This window comes from Streptantibioticus parmotrematis (genome assembly GCF_019890615.1).
Taxonomy (GTDB): domain Bacteria; phylum Actinomycetota; class Actinomycetes; order Streptomycetales; family Streptomycetaceae; genus Streptantibioticus_D; species Streptantibioticus_D parmotrematis.
Map to the genome: position 1 here is coordinate 462,093 of NZ_JAINVZ010000001.1, position 18,809 is coordinate 480,901.

General features: G+C 75.0%; 1 protein-coding gene. It reads left to right on the forward strand.

Annotation, left to right across the window (positions count from 1 at the left end; translation table 11 throughout):
- Positions 1-109 precede the first annotated feature (109 nt).
- Positions 110-18,802: a non-ribosomal peptide synthetase gene (locus K7472_RS02130; RefSeq protein ID WP_222973331.1), complete on the forward strand. Its 18,693-nt coding sequence runs from the start codon at positions 110-112 to the stop codon at positions 18,800-18,802.
- Positions 18,803-18,809: the final 7 nt, after the last annotated feature.

Sequence of the window (18,809 nt, forward strand, 5' to 3'; positions counted from 1 at the left end):
GGCCCGCCCACGGCGCACCACCGCTGCGCTCGGGTGGGTCCGAGGGCTGCCCGCTCGCCGCCCTCCGCCGCTCGCGTCGCACCCTCCTCACCCCCGAAGGACCTCACCCATGCCTGACCTGGCCGACGAACCCGTACCGGCGTCCTCCTCGCCGCACTCCCGCGGCACCGCCGGGCCGACCGAAGCCGGCGGGGTCCCGTCGCGGGCGCCCTCGACGCTCGGTGAGCTGTTCGCCGACTGGGTGGCCCGTACCCCCGACGCGCCCGCGCTGACCGACGGCCGGCGCGTCTGGACCTACCGGGAGCTGGCAACTCGGGCCGATCGCCTGGCCACCGACCTCGTCCGGCGCGGCGCCGGGCCGGAGCGTACGGTGGCGCTGGTCCTGCCGCGGTCGATGGAACTGATCGCCGCCGAACTGGCGGTCAGCAGGGCGGGCGCCGCCTTCCTGCCGGTGGATCCCGCCTACCCCGCCGAGCGCCGCGCGCTGATGCTCGCCGACGCGGCACCCGCGGTGGTCCTCGACGACCCGGGGCACGTCCGCCACGTGATGGAGACGACCGCGGCGGACACCGAGGGCGCGGTCGACATCCCCGCTCCGGTCGTCGGCGCGGACCACACGGCCTACGTGATCTACACCTCGGGCTCCACCGGGACGCCGAAGGGCGTGGCCGTCACCCATCGCGGCATCGGCGGCTTCACCGCGGCCGCCGTCGAGCGCTACGCGGTACGCCCCGGCGACCGCGTGCTCCAGTTCTCCTCGCCCAGCTTCGACGCCTCCGTTCTGGAGCTGTTCGTCTCCGTCCTGTCCGGCGCCACCCTCGTCGTGCCCCCGGACGGGCCCTGGCTGGGCGACGAACTCGCCGCGGTGCTGGAGGAACACCGCATCACCCACTCCCTGATCCCGCCGGCGGCCCTGGCCACCCTCCCGGCTCCGACCGCGGACAGCGCACGCCACCTGCGCACGCTGATCGTCGGCGCCGAGGCCTGCCCGGCCGCCCTGGTCGACCGCTGGGCGCCCGGCCGACGCATGATCAACTCCTACGGCCCCACCGAGGCCACCATCGTCGCCACCTGGACCGGACCGCTCGCGGCCGGCACCGGCACACCGACGATCGGCGACGCCCTGCCGCACACCCGGGTGTACGTCCTCGACGCCGCGATGAGGCCCGTGCCGCCCGGCGCGGACGGCGAGCTGTTCATCGGCGGCGACGGCGTGGCCCGCGGCTACCTGGGCCGCCCAGGCCTGACCGCCGCACGCTTCGTCGCCGACCCCTTCGGCGCTCCCGGCGCCCGGCTCTACCGCACCGGCGACCGGGCCCGCTGGAACGCCGACGGCGAACTGGACTTCCTCGGCCGGCTCGACCGGCAGGTGAAGATCCGGGGCTTCCGCATCGAGCCCGGCGAGATCGAGGCCGCCCTGCGGCGGCAACCGGGCGTCGGCGAGGCCGTGGTCGTGGTCCGCGAGGACGAGCCCGGCAGGGAACGCCTCGTCGGCTACGTCACCCCCGCCGGGCCGGAGCACACCCCGGACCCGGCCGCCCTGCGCGCCGCCGCGGCCGCCGTCCTGCCGGGCTACATGGTGCCGTCCGCCGTCGTCGTCCTGGACACCCTGCCCCTCACCGCCCAGAACAAGATCGACCGGGACGCCCTGCCGGCCCCCGCCCGTCCGCGGGCGGCCGACACCGTGGCGCCGTCGACCCCGCAGGAGCGCGCTCTGGCCGCCATCTGGGCGGACGTCCTGGACTGCGACACCCCCGGGACGACCGACGACTTCCTCGACCTGGGCGGTGACTCGATCCTCGCCGCCCGGATCCTGGCCCGTATACGGGACGAGCTGGGCGCCCGGCTCACCCTCCGGGACGTCTTCACCGCACGCACCATCGCCGACCTGGCCCCACTGCTGGACGACCGGCACCGCGCCACGCCGCAGGAGACGATCCCGCCCGCCCCGCGTGACGAGCCCCTGCCGCTGTCCGGGGCCCAGCGGCGGCTGTGGTTCCTCGACGACCTGACGCCCGGGGGAAACGAGTACAACACCGGCGTGGCCCTGCGCCTTCTCGGCACACCGCGGCTCGCGGCCCTGCGCCGGGCCCTGGACCGCCTCGCCGCCCGCCACGACTCCCTGCGGACCACCTTCGCCACCGTCGACGGGCAGGGCGTCCAGCGGATCGACCCGGACGCCCGCCTCCCGCTGCACACGACCGACCTGGACCATCTGCCCGCCGGGCAACGTGCGCGGGCCGCCGAACAGTTGCTGACCGAGGAACTCAGCCGCCCCTACGACCTGACGGACGGTCCGCTGACCCGGGCCCTGCTCGTCCGCCTCGCCGCCGACGAGCACCTACTGCTGCTGGGGCAGCACCACATCGTCACCGACGGCTGGTCGGTGGGCGTCCTGACCCGTGAGCTGGTCGCGCTCTACCACGCGGAGGTCTCCGGGGAACCGGCCGCCCTGCCCGCCCCGGCCGTCCAGTACCCCGACTTCGCGGTGTGGGAGCAGCGGCAGCGGACCGCCGACACCGGGACCAGGGACGCCGAGGACCTCGCCTACTGGAAGCAGCACCTGGCGGAACTCCAGCACCTGCAACTTCCCACCGACCGGCCCCGGCCCACGGTGCGCACCACTTCCGGCGCGGGCCACCGCCACCACCTCCCGGCCGACCTGATGGACCGGCTGCGCAACCTCGCCGCAGGTGCGGGCACGACGCCGTTCACCCTGTTCGCCGGGGTGTCCGCGCTGCTGTTCTCGCGTTACTCCGGCCAGCGGGACGTGGCGTTCGGCACCGTCACCAACGGGCGGGACCGCAGGGAACTGGAAGAGGTGACAGGCTTCTTCGCCAACACCGTCGTGCTGCGCGGCGACGTCGACGAGACCGCCACCGTCGACGAGTTCGTCCGGAGCACGCGCACCACCGTGCTGGACGCCTTCGCCCACGCCGGAGTGCCGTTTGACCGGGTGGTCGAGGAACTGGCGCCTCCCCGGGACCCCGGCCGCACTCCGCTGGTGCAGGCCCTCGTCGTCCAGCAGGCCACCGCCACGGCCCTGCCGCCCGCCGGTGAACTGCGCTTCGAGGACCACCCGTTGCCCCGTCCGGCCGCCCGCTTCGACCTCGTCCTGGAGTTCGCGCCGGACACCGCGGGCGGCTGCGCGCTGACCGTCGAGTACAACACGGACCTGTTCGACGCGTGGACCGTGGCCCGCCTCTCCCGGCACCTCCACCGCCTGCTGGAGGGCATGGCGGACGGCCCGCAGCGGACCCTCGCCGAACTTCCCATGCTCTCGCGCGACGAGCAGCGCACGCTGATCGACTCCTGGAACCCGCCCACCCGCGGCAGGCCCGAGACCCCGGACAGCACACTGCCCGAGCTGTTCCAGGCCCAGGCGGCCCGCACCCCCGACCGGACCGCCGTCTCCTGCGACGGGACGCGACTGGAGTACGCGGAGGTCAACCGGCGCGCTAACCGGCTGGCCCGGCTGCTCGTCTCCCGTGGCGCCCGCCCGGAGACGCTCGTCGCGCTCTGCCTGCCGCGCACCGCCGAACTGCCGTCCGTCCTGTGGGCGGTCCTCAAGTCCGGCGCGGCATACCTCCCGGTGGACCCGGGCTACCCGGCCGAGCGCGTCCGCCTGATGCTGGACGACGCCGCGCCCACGCTCGTCGTCGCCACCCGCGAGACCGCCCACGCCCTCCCCGAGGGCTGCGAGCCGCTGATCCTGGAGGACTGCGTCGCGGCCGACGCCACGACCGGCGAAGACGAGGCGGAGCCGGGCGACGCGGACCTGACCGACGCCGACCGGCTCCGGCGGCTGGAGCCGGACCACCCCGCCTACGTCATCTACACCTCGGGGTCGACCGGCCGGCCCAAGGGCGTGGTGGTCACCCACCGCAGCGTCGTCGCGCTCGCGGAATGGGCGCGGCAGCGCTTCGGCCCCGACGGGCTGGCCCACGTGATCGCCTCCACCTCGCTCAACTTCGACGTGTCGGTGTTCGAGCTGATCTGCCCCCTGCTGGCGGGCGGCAGCGTCGAGGTGGTCGCCGACCTGGCCGCCCTCGCCGACGCGCCGCAGCCGCGTCGGGCGGGACTGGTCAGCGGCGTGCCGTCGGTCGTCTCGCGCCTGGTCGCCGGCGGCACCGCGCCCGTCGACGCCCAGACCGTCGTCCTGGCCGGCGAGGCCCTGCCCGCCCAACTCGTGCGTGACCTGCGCGACGTCCTGCCCGCCTCCCGGATCGCCAACATCTACGGCCCCACCGAGGCCACCGTGTACGCCACCGCCTGGTTCGCCGGAAAGGAGCCGAAGGACCAGGCACCGCCCATCGGCCGTCCGGTGGCGCTGACCCGGGTCTATGTCCTCGACAGCGCTCTGCGTCCACAACCCCCGGGCGTGGCGGGCGAGTTGTACCTCGGAGGCGGCGGACTGGCGCGCGGCTACCTGCGGCGCCCCGGGCTGACCGCCGGCCGGTTCGTCGCCGACCCGTACGGCGCTCCGGGGGAGCGGATGTACCGCACCGGCGACCTGGTGCGCTGGAGCGCGGGCGGCGAGCTGGAATACGTCGGCCGACTCGACCAGCAGGTCAAGGTCCGGGGCTTCCGCATCGAACTGGGCGAGGTGGAGGAGGCACTGCGCGGCTGCGAGGGCGTGGCGGACGCGGCCGCCACCGTCTCCGAGAGCGACGGCCACCGCCGCCTGATCGGCTACGTCGTCCCCCTCCCGGACAGCCGCGTGGAGCCGGAGGCCGTCCGCCGCGCCCTCGACCTCACGCTGCCCGACTACATGGTGCCCGCGGCCGTCGTGGCGCTGCCCGTCCTGCCGCTCAATCCCAACGGCAAGCTCGACCGCGGCCGGCTCCCCGTTCCGGCGCCGGCCGCCCGCGCCGTCCGCCACGTGGCGCCCCGCACCGCCACCGAGCGCGGCCTCGCCGCCATCTGGGCGGAGGTCCTGCACGTGGACCGGGTCGGCGCGGACGACAACTTCTTCGAACTCGGCGGCGACTCCATCCTCAGCATCCAGGTGGTGGCCCGCGCCCGGCAGGCGGGGCTGTCGGTGACCTCCCGCGACGTCTACCGCCACCAGACGGTCGCCGCCCTCGCCCGGTGCGCGGACGCCGCCGCGGGACAGCGGCCGACCGCGCCCGCCACGGTGGCCGTCACCGGGGACAGCCCGCTGACGCCCATCCAGCGCTGGTGGTTCGACAGCGCGGCCGGGCGGGCCGGCCACTTCGCCCAGACGCTCTCCGTCCACCTGCCCGACGACCTGGACACCGCCGCGCTGGAGGACGCGCTCGGCGACGTGGTCGCCCACCACGACGCCCTGCGCTCCGCCTTCCTGACCGGTGACGGCACGGGGAGCGGATCCGGTGCCGCGGACGTGCGGTGGCACATCGACGACCGGGAGACCCGGATCGTCCTGGCCCGCCACACCGGGCCGGACACCGACACCCCGCACTGGGGGCCCTTCGACCTGAGTCGCGGGCCGCTGCTGCGCGCCGTGCTGCACGACCGCGGGCCCGGCCGGACACGGATCCTGCACCTGGCCGTGCACCACCTGGTCGTGGACGGGGTGTCCTGGCGGGTGCTGCTGGAGGACCTCGACCGGGCCTACCGCGCCCGCCGTGACGGCGGCGACGGCGCGGCGGCGCTGCCCGCGAAGTCCTCCCCGCTGCGGCACTGGGCCCAGCGGCTGAACGCGTACGCCGCCGACGGCGGCTTCGACCACGAGAAGGACTACTGGGCGCAGGCCGCCCCGGACCCCGAACGACCCTTCCCGGCCGACCTGCACGGCGACAACACCTACGCCTCGGCCCGTTCGGTGACCGTGCGCCTGAGCCCCGCGGACACCACCGTCCTGCTGCGCACCCTGCCCGACACCTACCGCACCCAGGTCAACGACGTGCTGCTGAGCGCCCTCGGCCGGACGCTGTGCGCCGCGGGCGCGGGGGAGCGGGTGGTGGTGGACGTCGAGGGACACGGCCGCGAGGAGATCTTCGCCGACCTCGACATCAGCCGCACCGTCGGCTGGTTCACCACCCGGCACCCGGTCGCCCTGCGCGTCCCCGCGCACGCCGACTGGGACACCGTGCTCAAGCAGGTCAAGGAGCAGCTGCGCGCCGTTCCCCGGCACGGCCTGGGCCACGACGCCCTGCGCCACCTCGCCCGGCCCGGGACGGCCCCGCGGGGTCCGGCCGCGCAGATCAGCTTCAACTACCTGGGACGGATCGACTTCCCCGACGCCCCCGACGGGCTGGTCCGCGGGACGTTCCGGCCGCTGGAGCTGGACGCCGACCCGCTCGCCGAGCGTCCGCACGCGCTGGAGGTGGTCGGCCGACTCGACGGCGACGCGCTGGAGTTCACCTGGTTCTACTCCGACCGGCTGCACCACCCGGCCACCGTCGAAGGGCTGGCCGCGGCGTTCGCCGACGCACTGGGGGACCTCGCCCGCCACGCGGCACGCCCGGGCGCCGCCGGCCGCACACCGTCCGACTTCCCGCTGGCCCGGCTCGACCAGGCCGCCGTGGACCGGATCGCGGGCGACGAGCCGGGTGCCGTGGAGGACGTCCTGCCGCTGACGCCGACCCAGGCCGGCATGCTCTTCCACGGCCTGTCCCAGGACGACAGCGGTGCCTACTTCCAGCAGCTGACCTTCGACCTGGACGGCGTACCCGACCCGGAGGCGCTCGCCGAGTCCTGGCAGCGGGTCACCGACCGCACCGCGGTGCTGCGCGGCCGCGTCGTCTGGCAGGACGTGCCCGAACCGCTGCTGGTGGTGCAGCGGCACGCGCGCACGCCGGTCACCCACCTGGACTGGCGCGACCTGCCCGAGCAGGAGCGCCGCCACAGGCTGGCCGACCTCCTGGACCGCGACCGCGCCCACGGCATCGACCTGGCCCGGGCACCGCTCCAGCGCCTGACGCTCGCGCGCATCTCGGGCACCGGCGTCCGCGTGGTGTGGTCCTTCCACCACGCGATCCTGGACGGCTGGAGCCTGTTCCAGGTGCTCTCGGACGTCTTCGCCACCCACCGCGCGCTGTCCGGGGCCGCTCCGGACACGGCGGACGCGCCGACCGGCCTGCCGGAGCGCCGCCCCTACCACGACTACGTGGCCTGGCTGCGCGAGCGCGACTGGGCGGAGGCCGAACGGTACTGGCAAGACCGGCTCACCGGACTGACCGAGGCCACACCGCTGCCCTGGGACCGCGAGCCGCGCGAGACCCACCGGGCGGAGTCCACGCGGGCCGTGCGGGTCACGGTGCCCGAGGCCACCACCCGGGCACTGGAGGACCTCGCGAAGTCCTCGGGCCTGACCCTGAACACCCTGGTCCAGGGCGCGTGGGCGCTGCTGCTCGGCCGTCAGGCGGGCCGGGACGAGGTGGTGTTCGGCACCACCGTCTCGGGACGCCCGGCCGAGCTGCCCGGATCCGACGCCATGACCGGCATGTTCATCACGACCCTGCCCACCCGGACCGTCGTCCCGGCCGACGGCACCCTGATCGACTGGCTGCGCCGGGTGCAGCGGGACCAGAGCGAGGACCGGCGCTACGACTACGTACCGCTCACCCGGATGCGGACGTTCACCGGCCTTCCCGAGCGGGTGCCCCTCTTCGACAGCATCGTCGTCTTCGAGAACTACCCGGTCGACGACGACCTCGCCGCCGCCCACGGCCTGCGCCTGAGCGCCCTGGACGGCATCGAGAGCACCAACTACCCGCTGAGTCTGGTGGCCTACCCGGGGCCGGAGCTGGCCCTGTGCCTCAGCTACGACCCGGAGCTGTTCGACGCCGGGACGGTCGAACGGATGGCCGAGTACCTCACGGTCCTGCTGGCGGGCATGCCGGACGGTGGCCAACGTCCGCCCGTGCGACTGCCGTTGATGACGCCGGAGCGTCGGGAGCAGGTGCTCCACGCCTGGAACGACACCGCCACCGAAGATACCGACAGCAGCGTCGCGGACCTGTTCGCACGGCAGGTGCGCCGCACTCCCGACGCCGTCGCCCTGGAGGCCGGGGACGAACGCGTCACCTACCGGGACCTCGACACCCGGGCGGCCGCCCTGGCCGACCGGCTGGCGGCGCTCGGCGTGCGGGCGGAACGACCGGTCGGCGTCCTGATGAACCGTTCCGTCTCCCTGATCGTCGCCCAACTGGCCCTGGTGCGCACGGGCGGCGTCTACCTGCCCCTGGACGGCAGGGCGCCGCGCGAGCGGCTGCGGCGCATGCTGGCCGGAGCGGGCGCCGACCTGCTCCTCACCGACGCCGAGTGGCAGGAGACGGCCCGCGACCTGTGCCCCGGCGACCGCGTCCTGCGACTCGACGACGCCGGCGAGCAGGACCGGCCCCAGCAGGCGACCGCGGCGCACGCCGCGACCGCGGCGATCCACCCCGACACCGTCCAGTACCTGATGTTCACCTCCGGTTCCACCGGCACGCCCAAGGGCGTCGCCGTGCGCCAGCGCGACGTCGCCGCACTCGCCCTGGACCGGGCCTTCACCGGCCACGACCGCGTGCTCGTGCACTCCCCGCACGCCTTCGACGCCTCCACCTACGAGGTGTGGGTGCCCCTGCTGCGCGGCGGCACGGCCGTCCTGGCCCCGCCGACCGACCTGGACGCCGCCGCGGTGCGCCACGCCGTCACCGAACAGGGCGTGACCTGCCTGTGGCTGACCGCGGGCCTGTTCCGCCTCCTCGCCCAGGAGGACCCCACGTGCCTGCACGGTGCCCGGGAGGTGTGGACGGGCGGCGAGGCCGTGCCGGGCGCCACCGTGCACCGCGTGCTGCGGGCCTGCCCCGGCCTCACCGTCGTCGACGGCTACGGCCCGACGGAGACCACCACCTTCGCCACCCGCCGCGTCTTCCGCTCCGGTGATCCGCTGCCCGCCGTGCTGCCCATCGGGCGGCCCTTGGACAACACCCGCGTGTACGTGCTGGACGACGAGCTGCGACCGCAACCGCCGGGCATACCGGGAGAGTTGTACATCGCGGGCGCGGGACTGGCGCGCGGCTACGCGGGACGCCCCGCCGACACCGCCGCCCGCTACGTCGCTGATCCCTTCGGGCCGCCCGGCGGCCGGATGTACCGCACCGGCGACACCGTGCGGTGGAGCGACGACGGCGAACTGCACTTCGTCGGGCGCGCCGACGACCAGGTCAAGATCCGCGGCTTCCGGGTCGAACCAGCCGAGATCGAGGCGCGGCTCACCGCGCATCCGGGCGTCGCCGAAGCGGTCGTGTCGCTGTACGAGGACGCGGGCCGCAAGCGACTGGCCGCCCACGTGGTACCGGCCGACGGCGCCGCGGCGCCGTCCGCCACCGTGCTGCGCGCCCATCTGGCGGCCGACCTGCCCGACTACATGCTGCCCGCCGCGTTCGTCGCGCTGCCGGAACTGCCGCTGACGGTCAACGGCAAGGTGGACCGGCGGCGGCTGCCCGCGCCCGACTGGTCGGCCGCCGGGGACAGCGCCTACCGTGCCCCGGACACCGAGACCGAGCGGGTGCTCGCCGCCATCTGGGCGGAACTGCTCGGCGCGGAACGGGTCGGCGTCGACGACAACTTCTTCATGCTGGGCGGCGACTCGATCCTCAGCATCCAGGTCGTCTCCCGGGCCCGCGCCGCGGGGCTCGCGCTCACCCCCCGCGATCTGTTCCGGCACCCCACCGTGGCGTCGCTCGCCGCCGCCACCGGCACCACCGCGACCGTCACCGGCACGGAACCGGTGAGCGGACAGGTCGGCCTCACACCGATCCAGCACTGGTTCCTCGACCCGCGCCCGCCGCACGCCGGATTCTTCAACCAGTCCGTCGTCGTGGAGGCACCCGGCCAGGTCGACCCGGAAGTCCTGCGCCGCGCGCTCGCGGCCCTGTGGGCCCACCACGACGCCCTGCGCTGCCACTTCACCGCCGCCGACGACGCCACCTGGCACCAGCACTGCGCCCCGGCCGACGCCGCCCCGCCCGAGCTGCTGCGGGTCTGCGACCTGCGCGGCCTGGACCCGGCGGCGGCCGCGGAGACCGAGGCCCGGGTGACGGACGAGGCGCACGCCGCGTTCCGGCTGGACGCCCTCCCGCTGTTCACCGCCCGCCTGTTCACCGGCGACGGCACACGGCCCGCGCGGCTCCTGCTGGTCGCGCACCACCTGCTGGTCGACGGCGTCTCGTGGCGGATCCTGCTGGAAGACCTGGAGACCGCCTACCGGCAGGCCGCGGCGGGGCGTCCGCTGCGGCTGCCCGCACGCACCACCTCCGTCCAGGAGTGGACGCGCCTGCTGCGCGATCACGCCGGGAACGACGGCTTCACCGATCAGCGCGCCCACTGGGCGGAGGCCGCCCGGCACTGCGCCGACCCGCTCCCGGTGGACGAGGACGGCGGCAACACCATGGCCGACGTGCGCTCGGTGACGGTCCGCCTGGACCGGGAACGCACCGGCGACCTGCTGCGCAAGGTCCCCGGTACCTACCGCACCCGGATCGACGACGTCCTGCTGACCGCCCTCGGCAGAGTGCTCGCCGACTGGACCGGGCGGCGCACCGTCGCCGTGGGTCTCGAGGGCCACGGGCGCGAGGACCACCTCTTCGAGGACGTCGACCTGTCCCGCACGGTCGGGTGGTTCACCACCCTCTTCCCCGTCGCCCTGGAGGTCCCGGAAGGGGAGTGGGGCTCCGCCCTCAAGTCCGTGAAGGAGCAGCTGCGCGCGGTGCCGGACCGGGGCCTGGGCTACGGCGTGCTGCGCCACCTCACCCGGGACGAGCGGCTCGCCGACGCGACGAGCCCCGGCATCAGCTTCAACTACCTGGGCCGCTTCGACTGGCCCGCCGACGGCGCGGTCCTGGTCGGCGCGGTGCCCGGCGGCCTCGACGGCGCGGAGGCACCCGGCACGCGACGCCCGCACCTGCTGGACGTGGTGGCGCGCGTGGAGAACGACAGCCTGGAGATCATCTGGTACTACAGCCGCGGGCGGCACCGTGAGGAGACCGTCGCCGGGCTCGCGAACGGCATGCTGGACGCGTTGCAGGGCATCATCGCCCACTGCGCCCGCCCCGACGCCGGTGGCCGCACCCCCGCGGACTTCCCGCTGGCCCGCCTCGACCAGGCGGCGGTGGACCGGGTCGTGGGGGACGGGCGCGCCGTCGCGGACGTCTACCCGCTGACGCCGATGCAGGCGGGCATGCTCTTCCACAGCCTGATGGACCCGCAGGGGCGCACCTACGTCAACCAGGTGCAGGTCGTGCTCGACGGCGTCACCGACCCGCACACCCTGGCGCAGGCGTTGCAGCGCACCGCGGACGCCAACCCGATGCTGCGCACCCGCCTGGTCTGGCAGGAGACCGCCGAGCCGCTCCAGGTCGTACAGCAGCGGGCCACCGTGCCCGTGACCCACCTCGACTGGACGGGACACCCGGCGGAGCGCCGCGAGCGCGAGATGCCCCGGCTGCTCGACGAGGACCGGCGCACCGGCATCGACCTGAGCGCGGCCCCGCTGATGCGGCTGACCCTGATCCGGCTGTCGCCGAGCCGGGTGCGGATGGTGTGGACCTTCCACCACGTCCTGCTCGACGGCTGGAGCGCCGCCCAGGTCTTCGACGAGGTGTGCGAGCGGTACGCCGCGCTGACCTCGGGCGACCGCCCGAACCTGCCCGAGCGCGCCCCCTTCGGCGACTACCTGCGCTGGCTGGCCGGACAGGACGCCGACCGGGCCGAGCGGTACTGGCGGCAGACCCTCGCCGGATTCCCCGCGCCCACCGAACTGCCCCGGGACCGGCGGCCCGCCGAGGCCCACCGGGCCTCGTCCTGCGCGTCGGTGCGGGCGAGCCTCGACGCGGACGTGTCGGCGCGACTTCGGGAGACGGCCCAGCACGCCGGACTGACCGTCAACACGGTCCTGCAGGGCGCCTGGGCGCTGCTGCTGTCCCGCTACGGCGGCGGTGACGACGTGGTCTTCGGCACGATCGTCTCCGGTCGCCCCGCCGAACTCCCCGGCGTCACCTCGATGGTCGGGCTGTTCATCAACACCCTGCCCACCCGGGTGCGGTGCGACGGGCACGGCACCCTGCTGGAGTGGCTCGGCGAGCTCCAGGCCGCTCAGTCGGAGGCCCGCCGCCACGAATTCGTCTCGCTCGCCCAGGTGCAGACGTGGAGCGAGGTGCCCGGCGGCACCAACCTGTTCGACAGCATCGTGGTCTTCGAGAACTACCCGTTCGACGCGGACGCGGTGGCCCGGCACGGCCTGGCCGTCGAGCAGGAACGCGACGTGGAACCGACCAACTACCCGCTCAGCGTCGTGGTGGACCCGGGTGACGTCCTGTCGGTCAGCCTCGACTACGACCCGGCCGCCTTCGACGAGGCGACCGTCGAGGGCATCGCTGCGAGCCTGCGCACCCTGCTCACGCAGATGGCGGCCGACCTGGGCCGCTCACCGGGCGACCTGTCGCTGGTCGACCCCGCGCGGGGACGCGAGACCGTCGAACGGCTGGCGGGGACGGTCACCGACGCGCCGCGCCGGACCCTCCCCGAGGCGTTCGCCGAGCAGGCCGCCGCCACCCCCGACGCGCCGGCCGTCCTGTCCGGGGCCGAGCGCCTGACGTACCGGGAACTCGACGAGCGCGCCAACCGGCTGGCCCGGCTGCTCATCGCCTCCGGCGCGGGCCCCGAACGCTTCGTCGCGCTCGCGCTGCCCCGCACCGCGGACCTGGTCGTGGCGCTCCTCGCGGTCCTCAAGAGCGGCGCCGCCTACCTGCCGGTGGACCCCGGATATCCCGCCGAGCGCATCGCGTTCCTCTTCGAGGACGTGCGGCCCGACGCCGTGATCACCAGCACCCGGACCGCGGGCGGGCTGCCGGACGGCCCGTTCACCCGGATCGTGCTGGACGATCCCGAGTGCGCGCGACAGCTGGCCGCAGCCTCCCGCACCGCCCCCGGCGACGACGAGCGCGACGGCGTGCTGCTGCCGGAACACCCCGCCTACGTCATCCACACCTCGGGCTCGACGGGACGGCCGAAGGGCGTCGTGGTCGCCCACGCCTCGGTGCTGGCCCTGACCGACTGGGCCGCGGCCGAGTTCACCGGCCGCGGGCTGGAGCACGTGGTGGCCTCCACGTCGCTCAACTTCGACGTGTCGGTCTTCGAGGTCTTCTCCCCGCTGCTGTCCGGCGGCACCGTGGAGGTCGTCCACGACCTCCTGGCCCTGGCCGAACGCCCCGGACCGTGGAACGCGGGCCTGCTCAGCGCGGTCCCCTCGGCCCTGGGCAGGCTGCTGGGCGAGGACGCGGTGCGCGTCACCGCGGACACCGTGGTCCTGGCCGGAGAAGGCCTGCCCGCCCGGACGGTCCGTCAGGTGCGCGCGGCGGTGCCCGGCTGCCGGGTGATGAACATCTACGGCCCCACCGAAGCCACCGTCTACGCCACTGCCTTCACCTGCGACCCCGCCGACCCCGACCGCGACCCGCCCATCGGCAGGCCGGTCGGCGGTGCGCGGGCCTACGTCCTGGACGACCGGCTTCGGCCGGTGCCCGTCGGCGCGCCCGGGCAGCTCTTCCTCGCCGGAACCGGCGTGGCCCGCGGCTACCTGCGCCGTCCCGGACTGACCGCCTCCCGCTTCCTGCCCGACCCCTTCGGCCCGCCCGGACGGCGCATGTACCGCACGGGCGACCTGGCCCGGTGGACGGCAGAAGGCGACCTCGTCTACCTCGGCCGCACCGACGACCAGGTGAAGGTGCGCGGATTCCGCATCGAACTCGGCGAGGTCGAGGCCGCGCTCGCCCGGCACCCCCAGGTGTCGGCCGCGGCGGCCCGGGTGGTGGAACACGACGGCCACCGGCGTCTGGTGGGCTACGCCGTCCCCCGTGACGCGGGGCTCCCCGAACCCGCCGAATGGCGCGCGTTCCTCGGCCGCACGCTCCCCGACCACCTGGTGCCCGCGCTGGTGGTGCCGCTGGAACGCCTCCCGCTGGGCGCCACCGGCAAGCTGGACCGGCGCGCGCTGCCCGACCCGGTGTGGACCGCGCCCGCCGAGGGCGGCGACCGGCCGCCGCGCACCGACGCGGAGAAGACGCTCGCCGCGATCTGGGCGGACGTGCTCGGCGTTCCCGTGGTGAGCGCGGACGCCAACTACTTCACGCTCGGCGGCGACTCGATCCTCGGCATCCAGATCGTCTCGGCCGCCCGCCGGGCCGGGCTGACCCTGACACCCCGGCACCTGTTCACCCACCAGACGCTGGCCGAACTCGCCCTCGCCGCCCAGGAGTCGCCCGTCGCCGCGGTCGTCGCCGAACAGGGCGCGGTGGTCGGCGACGTCCCGCTCACCCCCGTGCAGCACTGGCTGTTCGACACCCTCACCGGCGACCCGCGCCACTTCACCCAGGCGGTCTCCTTCCGCCTCGCGCCGGACACCGACGAGAAGCTGCTGCGCGCCGCGCTGACCGCCGTACTGGAACAGCACGACGCGCTGCGCACCCGGTTCGAACCGACCGGGGACGGCCGGTGGCGTCAGCACTGCGACGCGCCCGGCGACGCGCCGGACCTGTGCGTCCACGACCTGCCCGCCGGTGATCCCGATGACTGGGCGGCGGCGCTGCGCGACCTGGCCGACGAGCTGGCCGACGGCTTCGATCTGGCCGCCGGACCGTTGCTGCGGGCGGCGCTGTGCCGTGTCGAAGGCGAGCCGCACCCCGTTCTGCTGCTCGCCGCGCACCACCTGGTCGTGGACGCGGTGTCCTGGCGCCTCGTCCTGGAGGACCTGGACACCGCCTACCGGGCCCTGCGCGCGGGGGAGCGGGCCGACCTCGGGCCCAAGAGCACGTCCTTCCGGGACTGGGCGCAGCGGCTCGCCGCGCACACCGAGGCCGGCGGTTTCGACGACGAACTCACCCACTGGTACGACCTCGGCGCGTCCCAGGCCGCCCTGCCGACCGACCGGTCCGGCGCCAACACGGCCGCCGTCGAGGAGACGCTGACCGTCGCCCTGGACGCCGAGGACACGCGCCGGTTGTTGCAGGAGGTGCCGGACGTCTACCGCACGCGCGTCAACGACGTCCTGCTGTGCGCCCTCGGCCGGGTCCTGGCCCGGTGGACCGGACACGACCGGGTGACGGTGGCGCTGGAGGGACACGGCCGCGAGGAACTCTTCGACGACGTCGACCTCGCCCGGACCGTCGGCTGGTTCACCACGATGTACCCCGTCGCCCTGGACGTGCCCCGGGACGCCGACACCGGCACCGCGCTGAAGGCCGTCAAGGAGAACCTGCGGGCCGTGCCGCGCGGCGGCCTGGGACACGGCGCCCTGCGCCACCTGCGGGGCGCGCCCGACCCGAAGCTGCCGGGCCTCCCGCAGATCGCCTTCAACTACCTGGGTCGGCAGGACTGGAGCCCGGCCCCGGGCGGCCTGCTGCACGCGCCGTACGGCCCGCTCACCGGCGGCATGGACCGCTCGGCGGACCGGCCGCACCTCCTGGACGTCCTCGGGCGGGTCAGCGACGGGCAGTTGGAGTTCACCTGGTCCTACTCCCGCGAGGTGCACCGGCGCGAGACCGTCGCCCGGCTGGCGGCCGAGACGGCACACGAACTGCGCGCCATCGTCCGGCACTGCGCCGAGCCCGGCGCGGGCGGCCGCACCCCGTCCGACTTCCCGCTGGCCGGTCTTGACCAGGCGGCCGTCGACCGGCTGGTCGGCACCGGGCGGGAAGTGGACGGGATCCATCCGCTCACCCCCACCCAGACCGGCATGGTCCTGCACGGCATGGACCAGGCGGAAGGCGGCCTGTACGTCGAACAGATCACCTTCGTGCTGGACGGTGCCCGCGACCTCGGGCCGCTGGCCGCCGCATGGCAGCACGTGGTGGACCGCACGCCCGCCCTGCGCGCCGCCGTGGCGCTGCGCGACGTGCCGGTGCCGTTGCAGGTGGTGCACCGCGACGTGACCCTGCCGGTCACCGAGCACGACTGGAGCGACCTGACGGCGCGCGAACGCGACGCCGAGCTGGAGCGGCTGTTCGCCCGGCAGCGGGACTGCTCCCCGGAGCGGGCCCCGTTGATGCGGATCGCCCTGGTCCGGCTCGGACCGGACGCGGTGCGCGTGGTGTGGACCTTCCACCACGTCCTGCTGGACGGCTGGAGCGTCTTCCACGTCCTGGCGGACGTCATGGCCGCCCACGCCGCGCTCACCCGGGGCGAGCAGCCGGACCTTCCCGACCGCAGGCCCTTCGCGGACTACGCCGCCTGGCTCGCCGCCCGCGACGCCGCCGAAGCGCGGGACCACTGGCGCGGCGTCCTGGCGGACCTCGCCACGTCCACCGCGCTGCCCTACGACCGCAGGCCCGCCCAGGACGCCCCGGCCCGCTCCGGGACCTGGCTGTCGCGGCTGCTGACCGAGGCCGAGACGGACCGGCTCCAGGAGTTCGCCCGCCGCCACCGCCTCACCCTCAACACCCTGGTGCAGGGCGCCTGGGCGCTTCTGCTGTCGCGTTGGAGCGGCGGATCGCAGGTGTGCTTCGGCACCACCGTCTCCGGCAGGCCGTCCGACCTGACCGGCGCCGACACCATCATCGGGATGTTCATCACCACGCTGCCCGCCCGCGTCACCGTCGACGGCCGCGCGCACTGCGGTGCCTGGCTGCGCGGCGTCCAGGAAGCACGGGCCGAGGACCGCCGCTTCGACCACCTGCCCCTGACCGAGATGCACGGCCTGAGCCATCTGCCGTCCGGCACGCCGATGTTCGACAGCCTGGTCGTGTTCGAGAACTACCCGGTCGGCGACGCGACGGCCGGTGCGCACGGCCTGCGCATACGCGACCTGGACGCCAGGGAGGCCACCAACTACCCCCTCACCGTGGTCGTCTCACCCGGTGACCGGCTCAGCGTGGAACTCGGCTACGACCCCCGCTACTTCGACCCGGACACCGCCGGCTCCCTGACCGGCCAGCTGCTGCACACCCTGTCCGCCCTGGCCGACTGCGACGACACCGCCCGCCTCGACGACATCGACGTGACCGCGCCGGAGCAACGGGAACGCCTGCTGCACGGACCGGCCCGCCCGTCCCTGGAACCGGTACCGCCCGCGACCCTGCCCGCCCTCGTGGAAGCCGCCGTCGACCGACGGCCCGACGCGACGGCGCTGAGCGCACCCGGCCTCCAGCTGTCCTTCGCCGAGGCCGAGGCACACGCCAACCGCCTCGCGCACCGCCTCATCGCCCGCGGCGCAGGACCGGGCGGCATCGTCGCGCTGCTCCTGCCCCGCTCGGCGGACATGGTGCTGGCCCAGCTGGCGGTGGCCAAGACGGGCGCCGCGTTCCTGCCTGTCGACCCCGGCTACCCGCAGGAACGGATCGAGCTGATGCTGCGCGACGCGGCGCCCGCGCTCACCCTCGACGCGGGAGAGGTCGCCGATTTGCTCGCCGCGTCGCCCGACGACGGCTCCGCCCACCGGCCCACCGACACCGACCGGACCCGCCCGCTCGACCTGGACGACCCGGCCTACGTCATCTACACCTCCGGGTCCACCGGCACACCGAAGGGCGTCGTCGTCACCCACCGCGGACTGGCGGCGTTCTCCGCGGCCGAGGCCGAGCACTACCAGGTCGCCCCGGGCGACCGGGTGCTGGCCTTCGCCACGCCCAGCTTCGACGCCTCCGTGCTCGAACTGTGCATGTCCCTGCCGCACGGCGCCCGGCTGGTCGTGCCCGCGCCCGGCCCGCTGCTCGGCGCCGCGCTGGCCGACGTCATGCGCGACGAACGCATCACCCACACCCTGCTGCCGCCGGCCGCGCTCGCCACCCTGCCGCCGGACACTCCCGGCACGCTGCCCGGTCTCAAGACGCTGGTGGTCGGCGCGGACGCGTGCGGCGCCGACCTCGTCGCCCGCTGGGCACCGCACCACCGCATGGTCAACTCCTACGGGCCCACCGAGGCCACCGTCGTCGCCACCTGGTCCGCGCCGCTGGAACCGGACGGCGCCGCGCCGCCCATCGGCCGCCCGCTGCCCGCCACCGGCGCCTACGTCCTCGACGCACGCCTGCGGCCGGTCCCCGACGGCGTTCCGGGCGACCTGTGGCTGAGCGGACCCGCCCTGGCCCGCGGCTACCTGGGGCGGCCGGGCCTGACCGCCGCCCGCTTCACCGCCGACCCGTTCGGTCCCCCCGGCACCCGCATGTACCGCACGGGCGACCTGGTGCGCCGCGACTCCCGGGGCGAACTGCACTACCTGGGCCGCACCGACCACCAGCTCAAGCTGCGCGGCCACCGCATCGAGGCGGGCGAGGTCGAGGCGGTCCTGGTACGCCACCCGGCCGTGCTGGACGCCGTGGTGAGCGTACGGGAGGACGAGCCGGGAACGCCGCGCCTGGTCGCCCACCTGCTCGCGGCACCCGGCGCGCAACCACCGGCCGCCACCGAACTGCGCGCGCTCGCGGCCCGCTTCCTGCCGGGCTACATGGTCCCCTCGGCGTTCGCGGTCCTCGACCGCTGCCCGCTCACCGAGAACGGCAAGACGGACCGGGCGGCCCTGCCCGCGCCCGCGGTGGTCGAGGAGGAGCGGGCCGAGCACGTGGCGCCCCGCACGCCCACGGAGGAGGCGGTGGCGGCCATCTGGGAGGAGACCCTCCTGACGGCCGTCGGCGCGCTGGACGACTACTTCCTGCTGGGCGGCGACTCCATGCGCGCCCTGCTCATCGCCTCCCGGGCCAACGACGCCTTCGGCGTCAGCCTCACACCCCGCGACATCCTCGTCCGCCGCACCGTGGCCGCCCTGGCGGAACTGGTGGAGGACCAGGTGCTCAGCGAACTCGAAGACGCCGCGTTCGGCGGCCCCGACCATGACGAACGGTGAGGATCCG

Bases quoted from the DNA above. Each gene is read 5' to 3' on its own strand.
- K7472_RS02130 (WP_222973331.1), top strand. From the start codon at position 110: ATGCCTGACCTGGCCGACGAACCCGTACCGGCGTCCTCCTCGCCGCAC.